The organism is Hymenobacter qilianensis (genome assembly GCF_014489555.1).
In the GTDB taxonomy this organism is placed as follows: Bacteria; Bacteroidota; Bacteroidia; order Cytophagales; family Hymenobacteraceae; genus Hymenobacter; species Hymenobacter qilianensis.
In genome coordinates this window covers 1,954,161-1,977,041 of the sequence record NZ_CP060784.1, presented here as the reverse complement: position 1 = coordinate 1,977,041, position 22,881 = coordinate 1,954,161, and the positions used below count along the sequence as shown (strand labels likewise).

26 protein-coding genes are annotated in these 22,881 nt (G+C 56.5%); 6 read left to right on the top strand and 20 right to left on the bottom strand.

What is annotated here, in order from left to right:
• Positions 1–147: 147 nt before the first annotated feature.
• The 3 genes from H9L05_RS09165 to H9L05_RS09160 form a co-directional block, all read right to left on the bottom strand.
• Positions 148–651: a LuxR C-terminal-related transcriptional regulator gene (locus H9L05_RS09165; RefSeq protein WP_262892658.1), complete on the bottom strand. Its 504-nt coding sequence runs from the start codon at positions 649–651 to the stop codon at positions 148–150.
• A complete protein-coding gene (locus tag H9L05_RS23465) occupies positions 633–797 on the bottom strand; it encodes a response regulator (protein ID WP_223284841.1) in 165 nt (54 codons plus the stop codon). Before H9L05_RS23465 ends, H9L05_RS09165 begins: the two co-directional genes overlap by 19 nt.
• 283 nt (positions 798–1,080) lie before the next feature.
• Positions 1,081–1,356, bottom strand: coding sequence for a hypothetical protein (locus H9L05_RS09160; protein ID WP_187733896.1), 276 nt, complete (start codon positions 1,354–1,356; stop codon positions 1,081–1,083).
• A gap of 64 nt (positions 1,357–1,420) precedes the next feature.
• Here H9L05_RS09160 and H9L05_RS09155 point away from each other — a divergent pair, with 64 nt between their 5' ends.
• Complete coding sequence (locus H9L05_RS09155; protein WP_187733895.1) at positions 1,421–2,068, top strand: response regulator transcription factor; 648 nt, start codon at positions 1,421–1,423, stop codon at positions 2,066–2,068.
• A gap of 179 nt (positions 2,069–2,247) precedes the next feature.
• Here the strand turns inward: H9L05_RS09155 and H9L05_RS09150 are convergent, their stop codons facing one another.
• The gene (locus H9L05_RS09150; RefSeq protein WP_187733894.1) at positions 2,248–2,490 is read right to left on the bottom strand and encodes a hypothetical protein; all 243 of its coding nucleotides are present in this window, start codon (positions 2,488–2,490) and stop codon (positions 2,248–2,250) included.
• A gap of 72 nt (positions 2,491–2,562) precedes the next feature.
• Between H9L05_RS09150 and H9L05_RS09145 the strand changes: the two genes are divergently transcribed.
• The 4 genes from H9L05_RS09145 (at position 2,563) to H9L05_RS09130 (ending at position 7,681) form a co-directional block, all read left to right on the top strand.
• The gene (locus tag H9L05_RS09145; protein WP_187733893.1) at positions 2,563–3,486 is read left to right on the top strand and encodes a cyanophycinase; all 924 of its coding nucleotides are present in this window, start codon (positions 2,563–2,565) and stop codon (positions 3,484–3,486) included.
• 104 nt (positions 3,487–3,590) lie between these two features.
• On the top strand, positions 3,591–5,147 hold the full coding sequence (locus H9L05_RS09140) for an FAD-dependent oxidoreductase (protein WP_187733892.1): 1,557 nt from the start codon (positions 3,591–3,593) through the stop codon (positions 5,145–5,147).
• A gap of 441 nt (positions 5,148–5,588) precedes the next feature.
• Positions 5,589–5,990, top strand: a complete 402-nt coding sequence (locus H9L05_RS09135; protein WP_187733891.1) for an STAS domain-containing protein — start codon at positions 5,589–5,591, stop codon at positions 5,988–5,990.
• 206 nt (positions 5,991–6,196) lie between these two features.
• Positions 6,197–7,681, top strand: coding sequence for a nicotinate phosphoribosyltransferase (locus tag H9L05_RS09130; RefSeq protein ID WP_187733890.1), 1,485 nt, complete (start codon positions 6,197–6,199; stop codon positions 7,679–7,681).
• 10 nt (positions 7,682–7,691) lie between these two features.
• Here the strand turns inward: H9L05_RS09130 and H9L05_RS09125 are convergent, their stop codons facing one another.
• Complete coding sequence (locus tag H9L05_RS09125) at positions 7,692–8,438, bottom strand: SMI1/KNR4 family protein (RefSeq protein WP_187733889.1); 747 nt, start codon at positions 8,436–8,438, stop codon at positions 7,692–7,694.
• A gap of 195 nt (positions 8,439–8,633) precedes the next feature.
• Here H9L05_RS09125 and H9L05_RS09120 point away from each other — a divergent pair, with 195 nt between their 5' ends.
• Complete coding sequence (locus H9L05_RS09120; protein ID WP_187733888.1) at positions 8,634–8,852, top strand: heavy-metal-associated domain-containing protein; 219 nt, start codon at positions 8,634–8,636, stop codon at positions 8,850–8,852.
• A 280-nt stretch (positions 8,853–9,132) separates the two neighbouring features.
• On the opposite strand, the gene H9L05_RS23460 is transcribed toward H9L05_RS09120, so the two are convergent.
• From H9L05_RS23460 to H9L05_RS09050, 15 genes are all read right to left on the bottom strand, one after another.
• Positions 9,133–9,750 carry an AIR synthase-related protein gene (locus H9L05_RS23460; protein ID WP_223284840.1) on the bottom strand — a complete coding sequence of 206 codons (618 nt, stop codon included), beginning with the start codon at positions 9,748–9,750 and terminating at the stop codon, positions 9,133–9,135.
• Complete coding sequence (locus H9L05_RS23455; protein WP_223284839.1) at positions 9,702–10,232, bottom strand: AIR synthase related protein; 531 nt, start codon at positions 10,230–10,232, stop codon at positions 9,702–9,704. Before H9L05_RS23455 ends, H9L05_RS23460 begins: the two co-directional genes overlap by 49 nt.
• Positions 10,233–10,585: 353 nt before the next feature.
• Entirely contained in the window at positions 10,586–12,088 is a 1,503-nt protein-coding gene (gene purF, locus H9L05_RS09110) for an amidophosphoribosyltransferase (RefSeq protein ID WP_187733887.1), read from the bottom strand.
• Positions 12,089–12,228: 140 nt separating this feature from the next.
• Positions 12,229–12,846: a phosphoribosylglycinamide formyltransferase gene (gene purN, locus H9L05_RS09105; protein ID WP_223284838.1), complete on the bottom strand. Its 618-nt coding sequence runs from the start codon at positions 12,844–12,846 to the stop codon at positions 12,229–12,231.
• Positions 12,847–12,858: 12 nt separating this feature from the next.
• The gene (purD, locus tag H9L05_RS09100; RefSeq protein ID WP_187733886.1) at positions 12,859–13,731 is read right to left on the bottom strand and encodes a phosphoribosylamine--glycine ligase; all 873 of its coding nucleotides are present in this window, start codon (positions 13,729–13,731) and stop codon (positions 12,859–12,861) included.
• Complete coding sequence (locus H9L05_RS09095) at positions 13,725–14,153, bottom strand: hypothetical protein (protein ID WP_223284836.1); 429 nt, start codon at positions 14,151–14,153, stop codon at positions 13,725–13,727. The genes purD and H9L05_RS09095 overlap by 7 nt, the downstream gene beginning before the upstream one ends.
• Positions 14,140–14,544, bottom strand: coding sequence for a hypothetical protein (locus H9L05_RS09090; RefSeq protein ID WP_187733884.1), 405 nt, complete (start codon positions 14,542–14,544; stop codon positions 14,140–14,142). The genes H9L05_RS09095 and H9L05_RS09090 overlap by 14 nt, the downstream gene beginning before the upstream one ends.
• Positions 14,545–14,549: 5 nt before the next feature.
• On the bottom strand, positions 14,550–14,933 hold the full coding sequence (locus H9L05_RS09085) for a nuclear transport factor 2 family protein (protein ID WP_187733883.1): 384 nt from the start codon (positions 14,931–14,933) through the stop codon (positions 14,550–14,552).
• Positions 14,934–14,972: 39 nt separating this feature from the next.
• The gene (locus H9L05_RS09080; protein WP_187733882.1) at positions 14,973–15,905 is read right to left on the bottom strand and encodes a phosphoribosylaminoimidazolesuccinocarboxamide synthase; all 933 of its coding nucleotides are present in this window, start codon (positions 15,903–15,905) and stop codon (positions 14,973–14,975) included.
• Positions 15,906–15,959: 54 nt separating this feature from the next.
• On the bottom strand, positions 15,960–16,844 hold the full coding sequence (locus tag H9L05_RS09075) for a phosphoribosylformylglycinamidine synthase subunit PurQ (protein ID WP_187733881.1): 885 nt from the start codon (positions 16,842–16,844) through the stop codon (positions 15,960–15,962).
• 8 nt (positions 16,845–16,852) lie between these two features.
• Positions 16,853–19,984 (bottom strand): phosphoribosylformylglycinamidine synthase subunit PurL, encoded by a 3,132-nt coding sequence (locus H9L05_RS09070; protein WP_187733880.1) that lies wholly within the window; start codon positions 19,982–19,984, stop codon positions 16,853–16,855.
• Between the two features lie 122 nt (positions 19,985–20,106).
• Positions 20,107–20,739: an orotate phosphoribosyltransferase gene (pyrE, locus tag H9L05_RS09065; RefSeq protein WP_223284835.1), complete on the bottom strand. Its 633-nt coding sequence runs from the start codon at positions 20,737–20,739 to the stop codon at positions 20,107–20,109.
• Positions 20,732–21,499 carry an orotidine-5'-phosphate decarboxylase gene (pyrF, locus tag H9L05_RS09060; RefSeq protein WP_187733879.1) on the bottom strand — a complete coding sequence of 256 codons (768 nt, stop codon included), beginning with the start codon at positions 21,497–21,499 and terminating at the stop codon, positions 20,732–20,734. The genes pyrE and pyrF overlap by 8 nt, the downstream gene beginning before the upstream one ends.
• Before the next feature lie 48 nt (positions 21,500–21,547).
• Positions 21,548–22,429, bottom strand: coding sequence for a dihydroorotate dehydrogenase (locus H9L05_RS09055; protein ID WP_187733878.1), 882 nt, complete (start codon positions 22,427–22,429; stop codon positions 21,548–21,550).
• A 104-nt stretch (positions 22,430–22,533) separates the two neighbouring features.
• Positions 22,534–22,752, bottom strand: coding sequence for a hypothetical protein (locus H9L05_RS09050; RefSeq protein ID WP_187733877.1), 219 nt, complete (start codon positions 22,750–22,752; stop codon positions 22,534–22,536).
• Between the last annotated feature and the right edge of the window lie 129 nt (positions 22,753–22,881).

The following is a 22,881-nucleotide window of genomic DNA, read 5'->3' as shown; positions in this document are numbered from 1 at the left end:
ATGGCACGAAGGCGTTTTGCGGGGCCGGCGCCCGACGTGTTTGTCAACAAATCGGTGGTTCTTCGAGATTTACAAACCGAAAAGACCTTTCCGCTGGAAAGGTCTTTTCGGTTTACTCTGTTCTGAATTCTGCCGCTGGGGGGCTTTTTAATCAGTGAGCATGCCCTGACTCACAGCGTATTTGATGAGGGCGGCGGTGTTTTTGGCCTGGGTTTTCTCGATGATGTTCTGGCGGTGGGTTTCGATCGTGCGCTTGCTGGTGAAGAGCTTGTCGGCAATCTCGGCGTTGGTCAGGCCCTCGGCAATGAGGGTGAGCACCTCCAGCTCCCGCTTCGATAGACCGCTGGCAGCTCGAGCAACAGCACTACTAGGCGACTCCAGCGAGTGCATCTTCCGCAGCAGTGCCAGCCCAATAACGGTGCACAGATAAGGCCGCCCCGCTGCTACGGTCTTGATGGCGTAAAGCAGCTCGGCGCGGCCGGTACTCTTTAGAGCGTAGCCCGAAGCGCCCAAACCAATGGCCTGGGCCACGTAGCGCTCATTATCCAGCATCGACAGCACCAGAATCCGCACTTCGGGGTATTGCTCGCGCAGCTGCGGAATCGTGGCAAAGCCATCGGTGCCGGGCATGTTCAGGTCAAGCACCACCACATCGCAGGGGTGGTAGCCAAGGTAGTTAGCAATTCTTCGCCGCTGCCAGCCTCCCCTACTACCTCTAATCCGGGTTCTTCGCGGAGTAGGGAGCGGATGCCGTCGCGGATAATGGCATGATCATCTATAAGAATGATGCGGATCATGAATAGTAGATAGAATAACGGGAGTGCGAATATTAACCGAAATGAGGCGCTGTTGTTTGAGCTTTGATGCCAAGTGTTGGCAGCGAATTTTCACAAAATAAGCACCCCAACTTCAGCAAGCAATTTCGGTTGCCAAAGCCTGTAGTTGCCGCAAGCTAATCAGTTTAGTGCAGCTTATTAGCTCATAATACACCCGCATAAATAATTGGGGCTGTTCCTGCTCCGTTTGCCCAGCAATCGGGGCGGGCACGGCCGCATACGGCTTGTTCGCCGCTGGGGGCTTTTATGGGCTTATAAGCAGGCTATTCGGCCTATGATCCAAAACATTTAATGCCTTAAAACGCTTCATCCCAGCTAAAAAGGCACTGCCAAAGACAACGCCGAAACTGATTAGTGAGTAAGCAAATACCCAAGGGAGCACAAGCCATTGGGGGCCATTTTCGGAGCTCCACCCTGCTTTATAAGTAGCTGCCTCTACCTCATTTTTTGGAACTGAAACGCTACATTTAAGTTCCTGTTCATCGAGTTCATTTCCTTTGCAAAGGACCGATTTTACCATAGTTGACGTTGTGCCTGAATAGTTCTCCCTCACTGGCCTTTTTTGCCAACTATGCTATTGTATTATGATTAGATTAATTCTGGCCGACGACCACGCTATCATTCGTGATGGTATTCGTGCGCTGCTTACCGAAGATGCTGGATTGGAAATTACGGCTGAGGCCAACAATGGTCAGGAGCTGCTGGATAAGCTGGCCACCACTCCCTGCGACGTAGTGCTGATGGATGTGAATATGCCCGTTATGGACGGTTTTGGGGCAATGCCGCACCTGCGCCGTGATTTCCCGGATGTAAAAGTGCTTGTTCTCTCTATGCTCGACCACCCCAACTACGTGGTACGGATGCTGAATGCCGGCGCCTCCGGGTACGTGCTCAAAAATGCCGACGTAGCCGAAATTTCCCACGCCATCCGCACGGTAGCGTCGGGCCGGCAGTATCTGTGCACCGAGATAGGGTTAAATCTGCTTCAGCAGGTAACTGCAAGCGGCCCGATCCCGGACACCGCAACCCGCAAAGCCAACGACCTATCGAAGCGGGAGCTGGAGGTGCTCACCCTCATTGCCGAGGGCCTGACCAACGCCGAGATTGCCGACAAGCTCTTTACCAGCAAGCGCACCATCGAAACCCACCGCCAGAACATCATCGAGAAAACCCAGGCCAAAAACACCGCCGCCCTCATCAAGTTCGCCGTCAGCGAAGGGCTCATCGAATAGAGGCAGAGCAGATAGCTCGCCGGAAACAGCAGCGGCCGCCAGATATCTGGCGGCCGCTGCTGTTTCCGGTAATTCTGGTTGTTTTCATAGCGCAGAAAGGCCTCTATTATCTAGAGTCTGCGGTGGCGGGAGTGGATACTACACCCACCGCGCGCGTTGGCACGCGCTGGGGGGCTTTTTTAGTAGTAGTGAATAAACGGGAATAAGCCCGGAGGGGCCACCGAATACATACCTATTTTACATGAGAGTAGTACGTATTTTTTGCTGAGTAAATACCAATGACTGTTGAGTTGGCCTTTATAATCCTGAAGACCAATCATCTGTCTAATCGTTTGGCTGACAGCCTTTAATTGAAAAGCAATTAAAAAAAGCCCCCAACCACGTTTTTGTGAGGCTGCCGGCAGGGCCAGAAAGGCGCGCAACTCAAAGCGGCTGATTTACGCATGCAGGATGAGCATGCTGTCTAGCATCATCCTCCCCTACTCCTGCTTATTATGCCTACCCAAAAGAAGAAAACCGCCCCTACTCACCCCACCCGGGCTTTAGCAAGCGGCCACCGAAACACCTGTCCCACGCCAAAAGGCATGTTGCTGGCCGTAGGGGGCCACGAAAACAAAGGTGAAGATCCCGAAAAGGGCTCCAACCAAGCTGAAAACCTCAACTTTGCGCCGGAAGGTATTCTGAAGCGTTTCTGCGAGGAGCTCAAAGGCAACGACCCGCTGATTCTGGTGTTACCCATTGCCTCTAGTGAACCCAAGGAGGCGGCGGAAGACTACCTGGAAATATTTTCCCGGTTAGGTATCAAACGGGTCCAGGTATTGGATGTACGCGAGCGGGACGATGCCAACAGCGAGGCGACGCTCAATTTGATCAATGAGGCTACTGGCTTCTACTTTACAGGCGGCGACCAGCTTCGCCTGACGGGCCTGCTGGGTGGCACCAAAATGCTGGTGCGGCTAAAAGAGCGTTATACCTACGATGAAATTCTTGTTGGGGGCACCAGTGCCGGGGCCGCGGCCTTGTCTACGCCCATGATTTATCAGGGCCTCAACGATGCAGGTTTTCGCAAAGGCGAAATTTCCATTACTACCGGGCTACAGTTTATGCACGACGTAGCCATTGATACCCACTTTATTGCGCGGGGCCGTATTGCCCGCATGGCCCAGATTATTGCTACTAACCCTGGCTGTTTGGGGCTCGGCCTGGAAGAAGACACCGCGATATTAGTACGCAACGGCTACGATCTGGAAGTAATTGGCAGCGGTTTGGTTACCGTTCTGGAAGCGAATGAATGCACCAGTAACAATATCTACGAAATCAGCCCCAATACACCCTTCACCATCCGCGACCTGCGTCTGCATTTTCTGAGTGCCGGCGAAAAATACCAGCTACCCGTTCCGCCCGAGATGCATTTGTAGCCTACCGCTGCCTTGCCCCGCCCTGTGAGGAGGCATTATGCCCAAACTCGACCTATCCGCTTGGCGTACAACCTGAATACCATTTCCCACGCCAATCTATTTCTATGAAACAGACTTCCGCCGCTACCCAATCCTCGTGGTTTGGCACCGTTGCCGCCGCGCCCGAATTTCCCTCCCTTACCCAGGATATGACTGCCGATGTGGTGGTGGTCGGTGCCGGCATTGCGGGGCTTACCACGGCTTACCTGCTGCTGCGCGAAGGCAAGAAAGTAATTGTGCTGGAAAGCGGGAAGCTGGCCAGCGGCGAATCGGGGCGCACCACGGCCCACCTCTCCAACGCCCTCGACGACCGCTACACCCGGCTGGAGCATTTATTTGGGGAAAAAGGTGCCCGGCTGGCCGCCGAAAGTCATAGCGCTGCCATCGACCGGATTGAGCACATTATACAGGAAGAGAAGATCGACTGCGACTTTACGCGCCTCAACGGCTACCTGTTTCTGCCTGAAGATGGCAGCCCCAAAGAGCTGGATAAAGAGCTGAAAGCCGCCCACCGCGCCGGTCTTACTGGCGTTGAGCGCCTCTCCGATTCTCCCACTCAGGGCTTTCGCACCGGTGAGTGCCTGCTGTTTCCTGACCAAGGCCAGTTTCATATTCTGAAATACCTCTATGGCCTAGCCGAAGCTATTGGCCGCTTTAAGGGCCGTGGGGGGCAAATTTTCACCAATACCCACGTAGCGGAGGTGCAGGGCGGCTCCGAAGCCAGCGTGACAACGGCCGACGGCCACACGGTGCGCGCCAAAGCCGTGGTAATGGCTACTAATACGCCCGTAAACGACCGCGTAGTGATGCACACCAAGCAGTCGCCTTACCGCACGTATACTATCGCGGCACGCATTCCGAAAGGCTCCGTGACGCGGGCACTGTACTGGGATACGCCCGACCCATACCACTACATTCGCTTGCAGGAAATAACGGAAGGCCCACGCGGCGGCGCGCCCCGCTACGACCTACTGCTAGTAGGCGGCGAAGACCATAAAGTAGGCCAGGGCGACCCCGAACTTAGCTTGCAGCGCCTCGAAGACTGGACCCGCCAACGGTTCCCGATGGTGCAGCAGATCGACTACGCGTGGTCGGGGCAGGTGCAGGAACCCAGCGACAGTCTGGGCTACGCCGGCCGCAACCCGCTGGACAAAGACAATGTGTACATCATCACCGGCGACTCGGGCCACGGCATGACCCACAGCACGCTGGGGGGCATTATTGTCACCGATCTTATTCAGGGCCGCCCTAATCCCTGGGCCGACCTCTACGATCCCGGCCGCGTGACCCTGCGTCCGGCGTCGGCGTATGAGTTTGTAAAGGAAAACCTGAATGTCGCTACCGAATACACCGAGCTACTCACCGGCGGCGACGTTTCAAGCATCGACGAAATAGAGCCCGGCTCCGGGGCCGTTATGCGGCGCGGCCTCACGAAAGTAGCTGTGTACCGCGACCCCAAAGGCCAGACGCACGAGTGTTCCGCCATCTGCCCGCATCTAGGGTGCGTAGTGCATTGGAACGGCTTGGAAAGCAGTTGGGACTGTCCCTGCCACGGCTCCCGGTTCGATGCGCTGGGCAAACTCCTCATAGGGCCAGCGAATCAGGATCTGGCATCGGCTTAAAATAATAAGAGTACAAAGGAGTGGCGCAGCGATGTTGCCACTCCTTTTTTATAATACTGAGCCCTAAGTATAGATACGTATACTACAAATACCTAGAACCTGGTAGGAGCAACTACACTGAAAACCAGTATATTGCCTGAGGTTATAGTTAATTCCTATTCCTAAATTTGTACGACTACGCATCTATCCTCGTTGATGATGTGTCATTAGTGTCATGGCTCTTTAGCCAGATAGCTCTTTCTTTTTCCGCTTCGGGCAGCTTCTCATTAGCACTGCCTCGACCCAGGTTGGCGGACCATATTAGGTAAGTAATGGTACCAGACTAACTGGTCTGGCCCCCTTGGCTCCCCGTTGCCGCTTCGCGCGGCCCCTTCCTGCTGCTCCCGCCTTCTGTGTAGCTCGGCTGCACAGCCTGAAAACGACTGAAGTTATCTACTCCTAATGGAGATTTACCGCGAAATCCTGCCTGAAAGCTACCTGCTTATCCTAGCTGAAGACCCAAGCCATCCTGAAGAATACGGATTAGCCCGTGCCCTACAACAGGCCGCTCGCAGCGGCAAGCCCAGTATTTGGGTCGATTGTAGCTCATTACGCCATATATCAGGCCGTGCGCTGGCCTTGCTGACCAGCTATTGCCAGCGCCTGCGGCGGCGCAACACGCAGCTGGTGCTTTGCCACCTTACGGATGACGTACAGGAAAGCCTTAAAACAACGCCTTCGACAGCCTGCCCGCCCATCGTTCCTACTCTCCTTGATGCAGAGCTTTATTGCCATGCAGCCCATCAGTCAGAAAAACCAGCCCCTACTACCACGACGGCCGGCTGGGGTGTAGCTTTATCATAAATATTTATATATCAATAACTTATATTATAAGCTACGTTGAATTAGGATTACGCGCTATAATTATCTGACATACTTAGCATTGATAGAAAGCAGAGCCATTGAGCCACCCACGCGGCGGTTTGATGGCTCTGTTTGTTCTTTGTAGTCAACCAGCATCGTACTTTCCAGACCACAACTCACTGCCGGGTTCCTCGTACTTTGGGCACATGAACTCCGCGCCCCTCTCCGGCCTGTACGGCCCCTCCCTCAGCCTGCTCACCGACCTGTATCAGCTTACCATGGCTTACGGCTATTGGAAGCAGGGCAAGCAAGATCAGGAAGCTGTTTTCCACCTCTATTTTCGCAAGCCGCCGTTTGGTGGCGGTTACGCCGTAGCTGCTGGCTTGGCGTATGCCGTGGATTGGCTGGAGAACTTTCACTTCTCGGAAGATGACCTGGCTTACTTGGGCAGCCTGCGCGGTACCCGCGACACGGTCCTGTTTGAGCCGGCTTTTCTCGAATACCTGCGCACCTTACGCCTCACCTGTGATATAGACGCCATTGCCGAGGGTACGGTAGTGTTTGCCAATGAGCCCCTGCTGCGCATAAAAGGCCCCCTGCTGCAAGCGCAGCTGCTGGAAACGGCCTTGCTCACGCTGGTCAACTTCCAGACGCTGATTGCCACCAAAGCCGCCCGAATCCGGGAAGCCGCCGGCTCCGATCAGGTGTTTGAGTTTGGCTTGCGGCGGGCACAGGGTTTCGATGGCGGCCTGAGCGCCAGCCGGGCGGCCTATCTGGGTGGCGTCGATGGCACATCAAACCTGATGGCCGGGCAGCGCTTTGGTATTCCGGTGCGCGGCACCCACGCCCACAGCTGGGTGCAGTCATTTGGGGAAGAAGAAGCTGCATTCACGGCCTACGGCGACGCTTTCCCCGACGATTCCGTGTTTTTGGTGGATACCTACGATACCCTGGAAGGCGTGCGCCACGCCATCAGCGTAGCCCGGCAGATGCGCGCCAACGGCCACGAGTTGGGGGGCATTCGTCTCGACTCCGGCGACCTGGCTTACCTCAGCCGCGAAGCCCGCGCCCTGCTCAACGAAGCCGGCTTTCAGAAAACGCGCATCGTAGCCAGCAACGACCTCGACGAGCACCTCATCACCAGCCTCAAGCAGCAAGGCGCCCGCATCGACACCTGGGGCATCGGCACCAAGCTCGTCACGGCTCACGACCAGCCGGCTCTGGGGGGCGTTTATAAGCTGGCCGCCCTGCGCCAGACGGCCGATGCCGATTGGGACTACACCATCAAGCTTTCCGAGCAGCTCGCCAAAACCAGTATTCCCGGCATCCTGCAGGTGCGGCGCTACGAAACAGAAAAGGGCCAGCCCCGCGCCGATATGCTTTACAACACGGCCGAGCCTCTCCCCGACCAGCTCACCATCGTCGACCCGCTCGACCCTACGCGCCGCCGCCCCATTCGCTCCACTCAGTTTCGGGAACTGCTGGAGCCTGTTTTCCGGGCTGGCAAGCTGGTGGCCGAGCTGCCCACCTTAGAGGAAAGCCGCACCAAAGCCCAGCGCGAAGTAGCAGCCCTCGACCCCAGCATCCGGCGCTTCCTCAACCCGCACGTGTATCCGGTGGGACTGGAAGAAAGCCTGAACAACTTCCGCATGCAGCTTATTCTGGAGAAGCGGGCGGTACGGCCGGCGTAGTCAAAATCATTTATTTTTTGAACCAGCGACTTAGCCAGCTTCGCTTGAGTGCTGGCTCAAAAGCCCATATTGGCTCTGTTGTATGCTTACGCACTTTGCTAGTGCCGTCAGCCGAAATTGTATCCCAAGCAAATCCCAGTATTGGGGAGTCTACCCGTAAGTCGGCAATGAGATAATCGGCTGGGACTGTTGAAGAAAATTGTCTTACCACTGCATCACTTGACACCTTAGCTACTTGTGCTCTGGTCATTCCTTTTGAAGTTTTTCTCTCCAGCCAAATACTAGAACTGATCTGCCCGTGAACTTGATCTAACCAGGAATCGGCTCCCAGCTTTCCAAATTCCTGAATGTGGCGTAGGAATTCGCATAAATCGGTTGATTGTCTAATTATCACTGCTGGATCGTGGCAGACATAAAAGACGCTTCCCCACTGCCCTGTTTGGTTTATATCTAAGATCCAGAAGTTTCCGAAACCATCACCAGCGAGTTGTATAGAGTTCGGAAACAGTTCTTCTAGGCCAAACTGATTAAACGCATCGAAAAGGATTTCCTCGAGAGGAGAAAACTCGAAACCTCGCGTAAAAAGTAACAACTCCTGAATATCAGCAGAAAGTCGCCCTTGGGGCATACTTTCGGCAAATGCTCTTACCTGCTCATCTGTCAGACCTGGTAGTAATTGGACCTGATATTCTTCATCATCTTCAGACACGAATCTGTCTGCTTCTAACAATTGAAGCTGCTTTATAAGTTGTGACATAGAAAGAGCGTATAGCTTGACACAGGAGATTAACTGACAGCCGGAATTACGCCAAAACTCTACACTTCCCCAGCCAAAGCCTATACCTCTTGGCTTTATTCACGTTGGTACTTTTGTAGCACATCCGCTGTTACCTCAGCATCTCACCCGCCGCTGAAACTACTCAGTTGCCGAAGCGGCTCAACTCTTGTTCCTATGCCTACCCTACAATTCAAAACCTCGATCAACTGCGCCAACTGCCTGCGCGCCGTCACGCCTTTCCTTGATGCCGAACCTACCGTGCAGAAGTGGAGCGTGGACACCAACAACCCCGACAAAATCCTGACCGTGGAGGGCGAAAACGTCATTCCCGAGCAGGTGATGAAAGCCGTATCGCAAGCAGGCTTCGATATCGAGCCCCGGCACGCCGCTTAGGTTAGCTATGCCAGCATAAAAAAGCCCCCAACATATGTCTGGGGGGCTTTTTTGGCTACTAAAGCTGTTCCGAGTAGACGTAAATAATCGCCCGTCATGCAGAGCAGCGCGAAGCATCTCGCCAGCGGTAGTAGGGTTAGTAATCCAGCATCAGCACGCGAGATGCTTCGCGCTGCTCTGCATGACGGGCGATTTTGAACAGAATATTATAATGTTCATTTCATAAAAAAGCCCCCAATATCAGTTGGGGGCTTTTTTATATACTATTGCTTAACAGTGCTTAATACGTCAGCTCACCAGCCGCCACTTTCAGCTTAATGCCAGGCGCGGCAGTGATGCGGCCTGCCACTTGGGCCTGGTAGCCATCGGCTTGCAGCTGGCTTACGACGGCGGCGGCTTGGGCTTCGTCAGTTATGAGCAGCATGCCGTTGCCCATGTTCCAGTAGAGGTAAGCGTCGGCGGGCGAGATGCCGGCTAGCTTGGTGAGCTTTTGCATGGCGGGCAGGGGCTCAAACAGATTATCCAACTCGGCACCAACGCCGTTGTTTTTGAGTACGCGCTGGAAGTTGTCGGCAATGCCGCCGCCGGTGATGTGGGCGATACCGTGCAAAGTCAAGCCTGCGTCGAGAAGGCGGGCTACGGCGGGCGCGTAGATGAGGGAAGGCGCTAGGAGCACTTCGCCCCAGGTATTACCAAGCTCGGAGGCGTCGGTGCCGGTGTAGGGTGCCGTGTGCCAGTTGTCGCCGTAGAGGCTTTGCAGGGTACGGCGGGCCAGGGAAAAGCCGTTGGAACGGAAGCTGGGCGAGTGGAGCGATACGACCGCGTGGCCGGCTTGGGCGGTGGCACCGCTCAGGGGCTTTTTAGCGATGGGTGCAAAGCGCCCACAGCCGTAGAGCACCAGTTGAAATTCATGCGGGCACCGGGCCAGCCGCCAATGCGGTTGCCTAGCTCGGCAATTTCGCCCCCAGTCACGGCAATCCGGCTGAAGTTGGCCGCGTCGTGCAAGCCGCGCATCAGCTCATCTATTACGTCGTAATCCAGGGTGTTCACGTCGATGATGTTCGACAGATTGCTGGGCACGAAGCCGCCGGCAATCAGGTCGTCGGCCACCATGGCAATGAGGTCGTAGCCCAGGGTATCAAACCGCCCAACGCGCTCGGCTACTTCTATCTTGGTACCAATGCCGTCGGAGCTGATGCCCAGGCGCTCCTGCCCGAAGCGAATTTCGTTGGAGAAACCGCCGTCCAGATCCTGCGCTGGCTCGCCGGGCTCACCGGCGCGGTTGGGGAAGGTTTTCTTGGCCCAGGCGTAGGCGTTGCGGGAGCAGGCGTTGCCGAGGTCGATGTCGTAGCCGGCAGGTTTGGGGGAAGCAGTGGACATAGAGCGTGAGGTAATCGTTGGAATAGTACTTAGCAAGCTCCCCTCCTCAGATGAGGTTGCGCATCAAGCAAGGAGGGGACGTCCCCGCGTAGCGGAGACTGGGGTAGTTGAGGTCGTTGTATTAATTGTTTAGTCTGTCATGCAGAGCAGAGCGAAGCATCTCGCGTGTTTAGTAAGATTAGTAATCCAATGTCAGCACGCGAGATGCTTCGCTCTGCTCTGCATGACGTTCTATATACCTGTTTACTAAATCAACATCAGCAACGCCGGTCAACCACCCCAGCGTCGGCTGCGCCGCCGCGTCCCCTCCTTGCTTGATGCGCAACCTCATCTAAGGAAGGGAGTTGGTTGTTCTAATGCTCTGTCGGCTCGGGGGCTTTTGCGCTTACGGAGGACACTACTTGCTGACGGTCTTTCTTGGTGCGGTGGCTTTCGCGCTCCTCCTGAATGTGACGCAGGTACTTGGTCACGTCGCCGGTGGGGTAGCGGCCGGAGAAGCAGGCGAAGCAGCCGCCGTGGCCGCGCTCCTCGGCGAAAAGCTCCTGCAAGTCGCTCAAATCCTGATAAATAACTTTATCAGCTTCGATGTAGCGGCAGATTTCTTCCTCCGTGTAGTTAGCGGCAATCAGCTCGGTGCTCATGGCCATATCAATGCCGTAGATACAGGGGCTGACAATGGGCGGCGCGGAGGAGATGAAGTATACTTCAAGCGCACCCGCTTCGCGCAGAATGCGCACGATGCGCCGCGAGGTAGTGCCGCGCACGATGCTGTCATCGACCACAGCCACTTTTTTGCCTTCCACAAACTCGCGGATGGGGTTGAGCTTTTTCTTCACCACATCCTCGCGACCCGCCTGACTGCTCACGATGAAGCTGCGGCCCATGTGGTTGTTTTTCACCAGTCCGCGCCGGTAGGGCACGCCAATGGCTTCGGCCAAGCCGGAAGCAGCAAAGTAGCCCGACGAGGGCACATCGATTACCATATCAGGCTCAATCCCGGCTGCCATCACCTTGCGGGCCAGTATCTTACCTAAGCGTACACGCTCCCGCGCTACCAGACGGCCATGAATAACGGAGTCTTCACGGGCGAAGTAAATGTGCTCAAATACGCAGAACGCTTTGGGCACATTGTAGGGGTTCTTGTAATGAATCTTGAGGTTTTTATCAATGAACACCGCCTGCCCTGGCCCTACGTTTTTCACGAAGTCAAAGCCCAGATAATCGAAGCAGGTGCTCTCAGAAGCAAAGGCATACACCGGGCCCTCGGGCGTTTGGCGGCAGCCGAGCACCAAAGGGCGAATACCCAATGGGTCGTTGAAGGCCAGCAGGCCGTGACCGGCAATAACGGTGATGGTAGCATAAGCGCCCTTGACCAACTCCTGCGTGGTCTCAACGGCGTCGAAAATATCCACTACTGAGAGGCGGTCTAGGTCTTTGATGCGCAGCTCCGAGGCGAAGGTGTACATGATCAGTTCCAAGTCGTTGCTGGTTTTGGGCAGCACGTGGTATTTATCGTGCAGGCGCTGAGCGACTTCCCGAAAGTTGATCACGTTGCCATTGTGCACCATGCCCAAGCCGAAAGGGTAGCTGGTGGTGAACGGTTGGGCCAGCTCCGAATCGTTGGAGCCCTGGGTGGTGTAGCGCACATGGCCGATGCCGATGTTGCCTTTTAGCTTCTTCACGTGCTTGGGCTTGAACACGTCATTGACGAGACCGTTGCCCTTGCAGAGATGGAAATTATCGTCGAAGGTGACGATGCCGGCCGCGTCCTGGCCGCGGTGTTGTAGGGCTGTCAGGCCAACTACAATGTCCGCCGCTACTGGCTCCGGACCATAAAAACCAACTATTCCGCACATATCAATTCTCTGTTGTCAGTTGCCGGTTGTCAGGCGGGGTAGCCGGGCAGCTGGCGGGGTGGAAGGGGAAATCTGGCCTCGAAACAAGCGTACCAGCGTGTCGGCGTACAGCTCATGCTCTACGAGCAAGCCGCGGCGCTCTACCTCCGACAGCGTATTTGCCCCCGCAGATCGACGGGGCGCTGCGCCAGGACGGGGCCGGTGTCGAGGCCCTCATCCACGAGGTGGACGGTGATTTTTGTTTCGGGAAGCTTGTTTTCAAAGGCCCACTCGTAAGCGTGCAGGCCCTGGTGGAGGTGAGTATCGGCGGGGTGAATGTTGAGAATGCGTCCGGCATAGGCGCGCACCAATACCGGCGAAAGGATACGCATATAGCCGGCTAGCACCAGATAGTCAGGCTCATACTCGCGTAGTACCTGCACCACGGCTGCATCATAATCGGCCCGCTTGTAGCCCACCGAACCCAGGCTAGCCGTTTGGCAGCCCAGCGCGGCGGCCGTAGCTAAGCCCGGCGCGTCCGGATGGTTGCTGAACACCACTGCTACCTCCGCAAGTTCGCTCAGGGCCCCCATTTGTACAGAATCTACCAGCGCCACCATGTTGGAGCCGCGACCGGATAGCAAAATGGCCAGCCGCTGCTTGCGTTTCGTGGTGGTTCGCTCGCCTTCTTTCCCGGAGCTCCGCACCTGCTGAGCGCGCGCTCCCTCGGGGAGGAAAGACGGCGGCTGGTTTTCGCTGGGGGAAGAGGAGTGGCTCATTTTAGTAAGGGACTAAAATTTAGCGGCTGTCAGCTCCGGAACAGGACGCTGGCCGATATCGGAGCGATAGTAAGCGTCCTCAAAGGTAACCTTTTTGCACTCGGCATACACCTGTTGCACAGCCTCTTCCAAATCGTGGCCCCGCGAAACCACCGTCAGGACCCGGCCGCCGCTTGTAGTGAGCTGCCCGTCGGGTTGGCGGCGCGTAGCCCCGTGGAAAATCAGGGTCTGGGGGGCAAAATTGGCTTTGTCGTCCAAGCCAGTGATGGGAAAACCAGTTGGAAAAGTGGCGGCCGGGTAGCCACCCGAGGCCAGCACCACCCCTATAAAGGTGCCATTGCGCTGCCACACTGTCGTCTGGGCCAGGTTGCCGTCGAGCGTTGCTTCTATGAGTTCCAACAAGCTGCTTTTCAGAGCCGGCAGTAGCACCTGAGCCTCAGGGTCGCCGAGGCGGGCGTTGTATTCCAGCAGCTTCGGACCTTGCGGGGTGAGCATGATGCCGAAGTAGATGAAACCCTTAAACTCAAACGGTTCGGCTTGCAGACCGCGCATGGTCGGGTCCACGATGTCGCGGCGAATGGCGGCCAGAATGTTGTCATCGGCGAAAGGCACCGGGCAGTAAGCGCCCATGCCGCCCGTGTTGGGGCCTTTGTCGCCGGCCAACAGCTGCTTATGATCCTGCGACGGAGCCAGCAGCCGGATGCGGTTGCCATCGGTGATGCCGATAATGCTGATTTCGGGGCCGCTCAGTTTTTCTTCCAGCAGAAACGAAAACCATTCGGGGTGTTGGGCTTGCAGTTCGGTCAGGGCTTCGTTGGCTTCCTCCACAGAGCTACATACATACACGCCTTTGCCAGCAGCCAGGCCGTCGTATTTGATTACCAAATTGCCCCCAGCTCGGCCGCTTTGGCGCGGGCGGCCTGCATCTCGTCGCTGCGAAACGTCCAGGATAAGCCCGTTGCTACGCCGTGGCGGCGCATGAATTTTTTGCTCCACACCTTAGAGCTCTCCAGTACTGCTCCCTGCCGCGTTGGCCCAAACACCCGAATATCGGTTTTGGCGAAGTAGTCTGTTACGCCCGCCGCCAGCGGAGCCTCGGGGCCCACCACGATAAGCTTGATATCATGTTCCCGGCAGAAATTCTCTACTGCTGGGAAGTCTAGGGGGCTAATTTCGGGGTGACTATTCGGGATACCGCCGTTGCCAGGTAGCACGTGCACGGTAGCGCCATCGAGGGTCAGCTTCCACGCCATAGCGTGTTCACGGGCCCCGCCGCCGAGAAGTACTATGGATTTAGGAGTTGTCAAGGTCGTGTATACTTAAGAATTTATCCTGTGCTCCTTCTTCCACCTCTACCGATTCGGCCACTACTACCATGTTGTCTTCTTCATCAGGCTCTCCAGAATTTCCAGATGGATCTAATGAAAGATACCATAGGCCATTTTCTAACTTTTTGAAGATCACATCAGAGTAATAGCAGGAATCAAACTCTTCATTGAAAACTAGTTTTCGAATGCCAATCAGTTTAAGCTGTAATAAGCAAGGTTTCAGCTTTCCGTTTGCTGTTTTCTTGCGAACCTGTAGAGCAATTGAAGCTTGCCGAAGCGGAGAATTGCTAGCTGAAGTATATTCAAGCCCTAGTTGCAGAGAGCGAATTTTCCCATCGCTCAGAGCATATGTCGCTAGTAATTCCTCCATCGCTTCTAGCTGATATCTTCAATGGAAACTATCTGGCCGTCAGCAATCTGAAACACCGACTTACCCTGTAGTTGTAGCGTATCGCCCGGCTTCAATCCGTTAGGAAATTCCATGGCGGTTATTGCAGTGTAGTTAATCAGCACTTCCACGCGGTTGTCAGCTACTTGCCACTCCGTAACGCGCTGTTCCCGTTGAGAGAAGTATTGCTTGGCTTGCGCTGCCTGTTGACGGAAGCTCTCCTTACCGTTTGTGGTCAGATTGACCTCGCCGTTGGCAACGTTTCTGAACACCACATCCTTGTGCAGATGGCGCACCATCCCGTCTACATCAAAGCGGTTGTACGCTTCGATATAAGCTTGCACGAGGTGTTTAGGATCGGAGGCTTGCATTTCGTTTGATGGTAGCTAAAGACATAATCACCGACGAACTCAGGCTTCTTGAATGATGCCAGCGCGCACCAGGTTGCCCACGAGACGAGCTTGTACGTCGCCGCCGGGAGTGGTTTCGTTGCCGATGGGCAGCGGACTGCCGGTGATGCGCTCGTAGATATCAAGGTAGCGGCGGGTAGCTTCGGCGGAAACTTCGGGGGTGAGGGCGCGGGGGTACTGTCCATCTACTTTGTTGGCGATGAGCCACTGACGCACGTACTCCTTGTCCATCTGCTCGGCCGTTTCCGGGTTCCGGGCGTAATCCTCGGCGCTCCAAAACCGCGACGAATCGGGCGTGTGTATTTCGTCAATCAGAATCAGCTCGCCATTCAGCAAGCCAAACTCATACTTGGTATCTACCAGGATGATGCCCCGCTCGGCCATCCACTGGGAGGCAAAATTAAACAGCTCCAACGACTTCACCCGCATCCGCTCGTACAGCTCAGGCGAAACCCAGCCTTCCGACACTAGGTTCTCCGGCGTGATTTCGCGGTCCGACTCTTCCTTGGTGGTCGGCGTCACGATGGGCCCAGGAAACTGCTGGTGCTTGGTCAGGCCATCAGGTACCGTCACGCCCGAGAAGGTACGCTGCCCTTGCTGATAGCCACGCAACATAGAACCGGTGAGATAGTTGCGCACCACCATTTCCACCCGAATCGGCTCGGCTTCCTTAGCCAGCGTCACGTTGGGGTCGAGCAGGGCAATGACGTGGTTAGGAATGATGTGCTGGGTTTTCTCAAACCAGAAAGCCGCCAACCCGTTCAGCACCGCGCCTTTGTGGGCCACGGGCGTCTCCAACACCGAGTCGAACGCCGACAAACGGTCAGTAACCACAATGAGCCGCTCGCCGGAAGGAGCGCGGTATGAATCGCGGACTTTACCGCGGTGCAGGAGCTCGAGTTGGGGCGTGTCGAAGTGGTTCAGAGTGTTCATTCCAGGGTCAGAAAGCCGTTCTGCTGGCTAATGTTTTGGTGTGGAAAGGGCGGATTAGCGAAGTGGTGTTTCTACAGATTCTAGTGAAGCTGAAGAAGCTGAGCGGTGCGGCAACGAGGCGACATGCTTTACAATGTTTCGGAACAGCTTCAACCCATCGCCTTCCTCACTCAACTCCTTATTCACGCGCTTGCGGCGCGCCCAATCGGGGTGATTGTAGAGCGACAAGAAGGCTTCCGGGTGAGGCATCAGCCCGAAAACTTGGCCGGTAGTATCGGTCAGGCCGGCGCAGTTTAGGTCGGCGCCGTTAGGGTTATGCGGGTACTGCGTTACCTCGCAGCCCGTGGCGTCGCAGTAGGTCAGGCAGTTCAGGTTTTGGTCGAGGATGCGCTGGCGCGTAGCTTCATCAGGGATAAGCAGGCGGCCTTCGCCGTGGCGCACGGGTACTTCAAAGGAATCAAGACCTTGTAAGAAAGGGCTCCGATTATTCGCATTTACTTTCAGTCGTACCCAACGATCTTCGTAGCGGCCCGAGACGTTATGCGTCAGGGTTACTTCCGGCTCAAAATTGCCCCCCAGATTGGGCAGCAGGCCCAGCTTTACTAATACCTGGAAGCCGTTGCAGATACCCAGCACGAACTTGCCCCGGGAAATGAACTCGCGCAGATCGTCGAGCAGGGTGAAGCCGCCGGGCGTTTGGCGGTAGCGCAGCTTTTTTGCCAGCACCACGCCCGAGCCCAGATCATCGCCGAAGGAAAAGCCCCCCGGAAAGTTCAGGATGTCGTAGTCGTGAATGCTGACCTGGCCGTGCAGCACTTGGTTGAGGTGGACGATGGTGGCTTCGGCGCCGGCCAAGCGGTAGGCGGCGGCCATTTCCTCTTCGCAATTAATCCCGAAACCCGTCAGGATAAGCGCCTGGACAGCAGCGGACTGATTCATGTTCTCTTTCATTTCCCCTCCCCCATTACGTGTTCGCCAAAACCGATGGTCTGATTCACTGGTCCGTTGGTCCAGATCTGACGCAACTCTTCCGTATCGGCTTCTATCACGAGCTGGCCTTGGTGGCCTACTAGCAAGAAGTTGTCGTTGGTAACAACACCTAAACGGGTGGCTTTATCGCCCAGAATCTGCTCAAACGCCACTACGTCTTCCGGCGCCACCGTGGCCACGAAGCGGGAGTGCGATTCGGAGAACAGCTGGGCGGACAGCGGCAGTTCGCCGGTCAGCTCAATTTTGGCCCCTAGCCCATCGCCGAAAGTTGCCTCGGCCAGCGCTACAGCCAAGCCGCCGTCGCTCAGGTCGTGGCAGGACTGGATGAGCTGCTGATCGTTGGCTTGGCCGATGAGGGTGTAGAGTTCTTTGGCTTCCGCGAAGCGTACCTGCGGCACATTGGCGCCCAACTCCTTATATAGCTGGTAAAACTCAGAGCCGCCGAGCTCGTCGTAGGTGCGGCCCAGCAGGTACACCACGTCGCCGGCCTGCTTGAAGTCGCTGGTGACAGTGCGGCGCACGTCCTCGATTTTGGCCGTCATCGAATACAAAACCGTCGGCGGCACCGAAATCTTCACGCCGTCGGCCTTGAAATCGTTTTTCATGCTGTCCTTGCCGCTGGTGAGCGGGATGCAGTAAGCCGCGGTGGCGTCGCGCAGGGCCTGGCACATGTGCACGAGTTTGGCCAGCTTCTGCTTGCCGTCGGGGTTCGTGACGGGGTGAAAATCGGAGTCTGGCACGCAGAAGTTGTCGTTCACAGACCAGAAGATATTATCGCCAGGCGTGAGGTTGGGCAATTTGCCTCCCACGGCGATAATCTGGCGCACGGCCTCATCGAAGGCACCGGCCGACATATGATAGGCGTCCAAGTCGCCAAAGCGGGGCTGGATGCCGTTGCTCACGGCCACGCCTTCCCAACTCTCGAAGTTGAAGCGCACCACGGCGGCATCCTGCGGAGCCTGGCCGGTGGCGCCCATCAGCGGCTTAATAATAGTGCGGCCCTTCACCTCATGGTCGTACTGACGAATGACGGACTCACGCGAGCAGATATTGAGCGAGCCGAGTAGCCGAAACAACACGTCAGTTGTAGAGACACATATTTGTGTCTCCTCATCGAACGATGTCGCTGAACGATTAGCAGCCGGGTCGTTCGATGGGGAGACACAAATATGTGTCTCTACACCATTCTGACGGATTTCGACTTTGGGCTCCTGAGCCGCAGGCTTCTGCCACTCGGCCTCCATGATTTTGCGCGGCACGCCTTCGTGCAGGAAATGCATATTTAGCTGCGCTACTGGGGCGCCAGCGAAGCGCACATCAAGGTAGCCATCGGCGGTAAAGTAGCCGATGTCGGTTAGCTCCACTTCCATTTCCTGACCCAAGGCCAGCACTTCCGCCAGCTTGCCGGGCTCCACTACCAGCGTAAACCGCTCCTGCGATTCACTTACGAAAATCTCCCAAGGGCGCAAGCCAGGATACTTCAGCGGCACTTTTTCCAGGTCCACAACGGCACCGCCGCTGATGCCAGCCAGCTCGCCAACTGACGAAGAAAGCCCCCCAGCGCCGTTGTCGGTGCTGCACTTGATGAGGCCGCGGCGGGTGGCGAGGATGAGAAAATCCATGGCCAGCTTCTGGGTGATGGGCGAGCCAATCTGCACGGCCGTGGCCGGCGACGATTCATCGAGCTCAATGCTGCTGAAGGTAGCGCCGTGGATCCCGTCTTTACCCACGCGGCCACCGGCCATGATGATACGGTCGCCATCGTCGATCTTCTTTTCCCAGGAATCGAGGCCGGCGAGCTGCATAGGCATCACGGCGCCGGTGCCGCAGTACACTAGCGGCTTGCCAGCGTAGCGGTCATCGAAAACGATGCTCCCGTTTACCGTGGGCACACCTGACTTGTTGCCGCCATCTTCAATGCCTTTGCGCACGCCTTCAAATATGCGGCGCGGGTGCAGCTGGTTGGTCAGCAGAGGACCGTCGTAGTCGGGGTTACCGAAGCACAACACGTTGGTATTGAATAGCAAGCGAGCCCCACCGATGCCAGTGGCCAGCGGGTCGCGGTTGTTGCCCAAAATGCCGGTAATAGCGCCGCCGTAAGGGTCGATGGCCGAGGGCGAATTATGGGTTTCTACCTTCCAGACAAACAGCGACTCGTCGTTGATGCGCACGGCGCCGGCGTTGTCGGAGAATACCTTAATGAGCCAGTCGTTGCCGTTGGCGCGCAGTTGGCGGTCTACCTCGGCGGTGGCGTCTTTGATGTAGGTTTTGAACAGGGAATCAACCTGATACTCCTCGCCCGTTTCGGCGTCGCGGTAGTTGATTAAGGCACTGAATTCCTTGTGCTTGCAGTGCTCCGACCAGGTTTGGGCAATGATTTCCAGCTCGCAGTCGGTTGGCTCAGCGGGTAAGCCACTGGCCTGGCGCTCCTGCTGAGTTTCGGGCAACTGATAATACGCTCGCACGGCCTGCATTTCGGCCAGGTTCAGGGCATAAAGATTGTCCTTAGATAGCTGTACCAATGCCTCATCCGACACATTTAAGTCGATGGTGTGCGTGGTGTTATCAACGGAGGTGCCGGGGCGGGGCGTGAAGTCGCGGATCTGATCGGCGGGGCCTACTTCGAAGCGGCTGATGAGCTTGTTGCCGAGCAACTCTTCGGCCAGGCGACGCAGGTCGGTGGGGGGCAAATTTTCTTCCAGCAGAAACAGGCGCTTGCTGAAAATATGCTGGGTGCGCGTGTCGAGCGGCTGGTTGAGGAAGTCGCCGAGGGCGTTTTGGGCGGAGGTGCCTTCGTCGTCGGTTACGCCGGGGCCTTTGGCCACCAATATATACGACTGGAATTGCGGGTCGCGGCGAAACTCGTTCAGGGCTACCTCATGCAATACCGGATCCTGGAGGCACTGCTCGGCGAAATCTTGGAGTTGCTGGGCGGTGAGCGGGTAGCGCACCGAGTAAACGGCCGTGCTTTGCACCCGGCCCGTGCGCAGGCCGAGGTGGCGCTGCGCGGCTTCCGCTACGCGCTGCCCGTCGCCGTCGTGAATGCCGGGCTTGGGCAGCAGCTGAATGGAATAAAGATGAGTTTCCAAAAGGAACAGGGTAGGTTTGCTATTTTTCGACTTCCCACTGCCGACCACCGGCCATGGAAAAGCGCCCCGACAATCGGGACACCGAAAATGCCTTGCCTACGGGCCGAAGCCAGCAGGTAGGTTTAAGAAAACGCTTTCTCCGGCCGACTGCCAGGTTTTACTACCGGAATACCTGCCCGACACAGCGGGCAATCATCGGGTGCGTGGGTAGCCGCCGTGACCGGCAGCAGTGCAAAGGTCGGAAAAGAAAGCTCTGCTTTGCCACCCGTGCGGTCAATTAAACTTGCGACACCCAAAATTTTGCCCCCCAGCCCTTCCAAAATCCGCGCTACTTCTTTGGTACTCTTGCCCGTAGTCACCACATCTTCGGCAATAATAATTCGCTCGCCGGGCTGCAAGGTGAAGCCACGGCGCAAGGTCATTTGACCCGTATCGTCGCGTTCGGTGAAGATGGCAGGCACGCCGAGCTGTCGGCCTAGTTCGTAGCTCACCACCACACCGCCCATGGCCGGACCAACTATTACATCGGGCTGTAAACCCGCTTCGCGAATGCGCTGGGCCAGCTCGGCCATGGCCGGAGCAGCCAGCTCCGGGCGGCGCAAAAAGCGGGCGCACTGCACATACGTATCGGAATGCAAGCCCGAGGAGAGGCGAAAATGCCCCCTGAGCAAGGCATCTTCCTGCATCAGTTGCTGCTCAAGAAGCGGGGCGTCAAAACGGGTTTCAGAAGTCATTTCAGCAGTAGAGTCAGGCATGAGCGGCAACGGGACGGAGGTCATTTATTTGTTGGAACAATGTGCGGGCAGCAATGCCGGCATCAGCCGCTTGCCAGATGGCGCGGGAGGTATTAATAAGTAACCCGAGGCCATCGACGCGTAGGCCAGCATGAAGCGTGGCAGCTAAGTCGCCGCCTTGGGCGCCGATGCCTGGTACCAGAAACCATTGCGTCGGGCAGCTTTCACGCACGCGGGCTATGGCAGCGGCATCAGTCGCGCCGACTACCAAACCGATATTATGGTGATGCTCATCTAGCTCGCACGATACGCGAGCGGCCAAGTCACTCACGTAGCCACCACGAGTCAGGGCGACATCTTGCAGGGAGTGAGCGGGTTTATTTGACGTTTTGGCCAACACAAACACCATTTTATCAGGGCGGGCGAAGGGCACGATGGCGTCGTCGCCCATGTAAGGATTTACCGTCACGGCGTCGGCGCCGATGCGGTCGTAGGCGAATTGGGCGTAGTGCTCAGCGGTATTGGCGATGTCGCCAAACTTGCCGTCGAGGATGACGGGAATATCCTTGGGAATCAGTGCCACAGTATCGCGCAGGAGCGCTACGCCGTTTTCGCGGGAGAGAAAGAAGGCCAGGTTCGGCTTGAAGGCGGCAGCAAACTCAGCGGTCTGTGCTATGACTTCGCGCAAGCGCGCTGCTACGAAAGCGTCGTCGCCGGTGGGGTCGAGGCCGACGCAGAGTAAGGAATTGGCTTGTTGAACGCGGGTGGTGAGTTTGTTCATGAGGCCTGCGGTAAGGTGTTATAATGGGTGGAAAAGGCTTCTTGCTTACTATCGACGACTGACCAAGTTAGCACGGGACAACTCCCGCGCTGCATTTTGAGAGTCATTTGCACATTCTTCGGCCAGACGAGCTGTTAAGCCCGGCTCCAGCCACTCGCCGCTGGCAATTTGCACGGCGTTGGCGCCTACTCGCAAATAATCGGTGACGTGGTTGCTGGTAAAAATGCCCCCCGTACCGAAAATCGGCAGCTTGATGCGGGCATCCTGGGCCAGCTCATACACGCAGCGCAAAGCCACCGGCCGCAACGCCTCGCCCGACAACCCGCCAATGAGCGGCGCGGCGCTGGCATCATCGGGTAAGTGCAAGCCTTTAAGTGTGTTACACGCAGCTAGTGCCGAAGCGCCACCTTCTTGCGCGCCCAGCGCCAGGCCCCGAATGAAGTCGGGCCACGGGGGCAGCTTCACTACGATGATGGCCTCAGGACCCAGTTCATTGCGCACGGCCTCGGTAGCGTCGCGCACAAACTTGGGCGTAATTTCGGCGCCCTTAGCGGTATCAGTGCAGGTGATGTAGACCTCGACGCCCGCAATTTGCCCCCCAGCTTCGCGCTTAAGGAAGCGGGCAATTTTACGGAAGCCCGGAATGCCTGGGGCCGTGATACTTACCAATACCGGCACCCCGTAGCGCAACAGATTCGGCAGATGCTCCTGCACCAGAATCTCCGCGTTTTCAGTGCGCATGTTGGTGGCGTTGAGCAGTGTTTGATCGGCTACCTGCCAGATACCCTGCTCATACAGCCCTGGTTTGGGCTCCATGGTAACGGTGCGGGTAAAAATGGCCCCCAGTCGCTCGTAGCCCGGCCCATCCAGATGCCAAGAGGCCGCGGCCAGGCAGATAGGATTTTGAAGTGTAACTGCGCCTAACTGCATGATTGATTTTGCTTTAAACTATTGACTCTTATTGAAGCCTCAACTATAATAACCCCAAAAGCAAAGCGCCCGGTTCATCACCGGGCGCTTTGTTGGTCAACTAGTTAGATTACGTTGTCGCGGTTCATCAAGAAGGGTACGCAGTTGCGGATGTCCTTCTGGCCGAGGATGAACCGGGCTATGCGGGCCATACCTGCACCAGCACCGGCATTTAGCTTCACGTTGCGGGTGGCAACGAAGGCCGCGGCTTGAGGGACGAGGTTGTCTTGCATGTTGACGTGAAGCTTGAAATAGGTATGAGTGGAGGGTTGAATACGAAGCATGATCGCTGCCCACCGACTCAGCCGAACATAAAAAAACCGCTTCGGAGACCGGAGCGGCGAACGGAAAAAAACAGGAAAGACGGAAAAACCAACGGGGGAAAAGGCCTTCCGGTCTTCTCGCAGAACAAC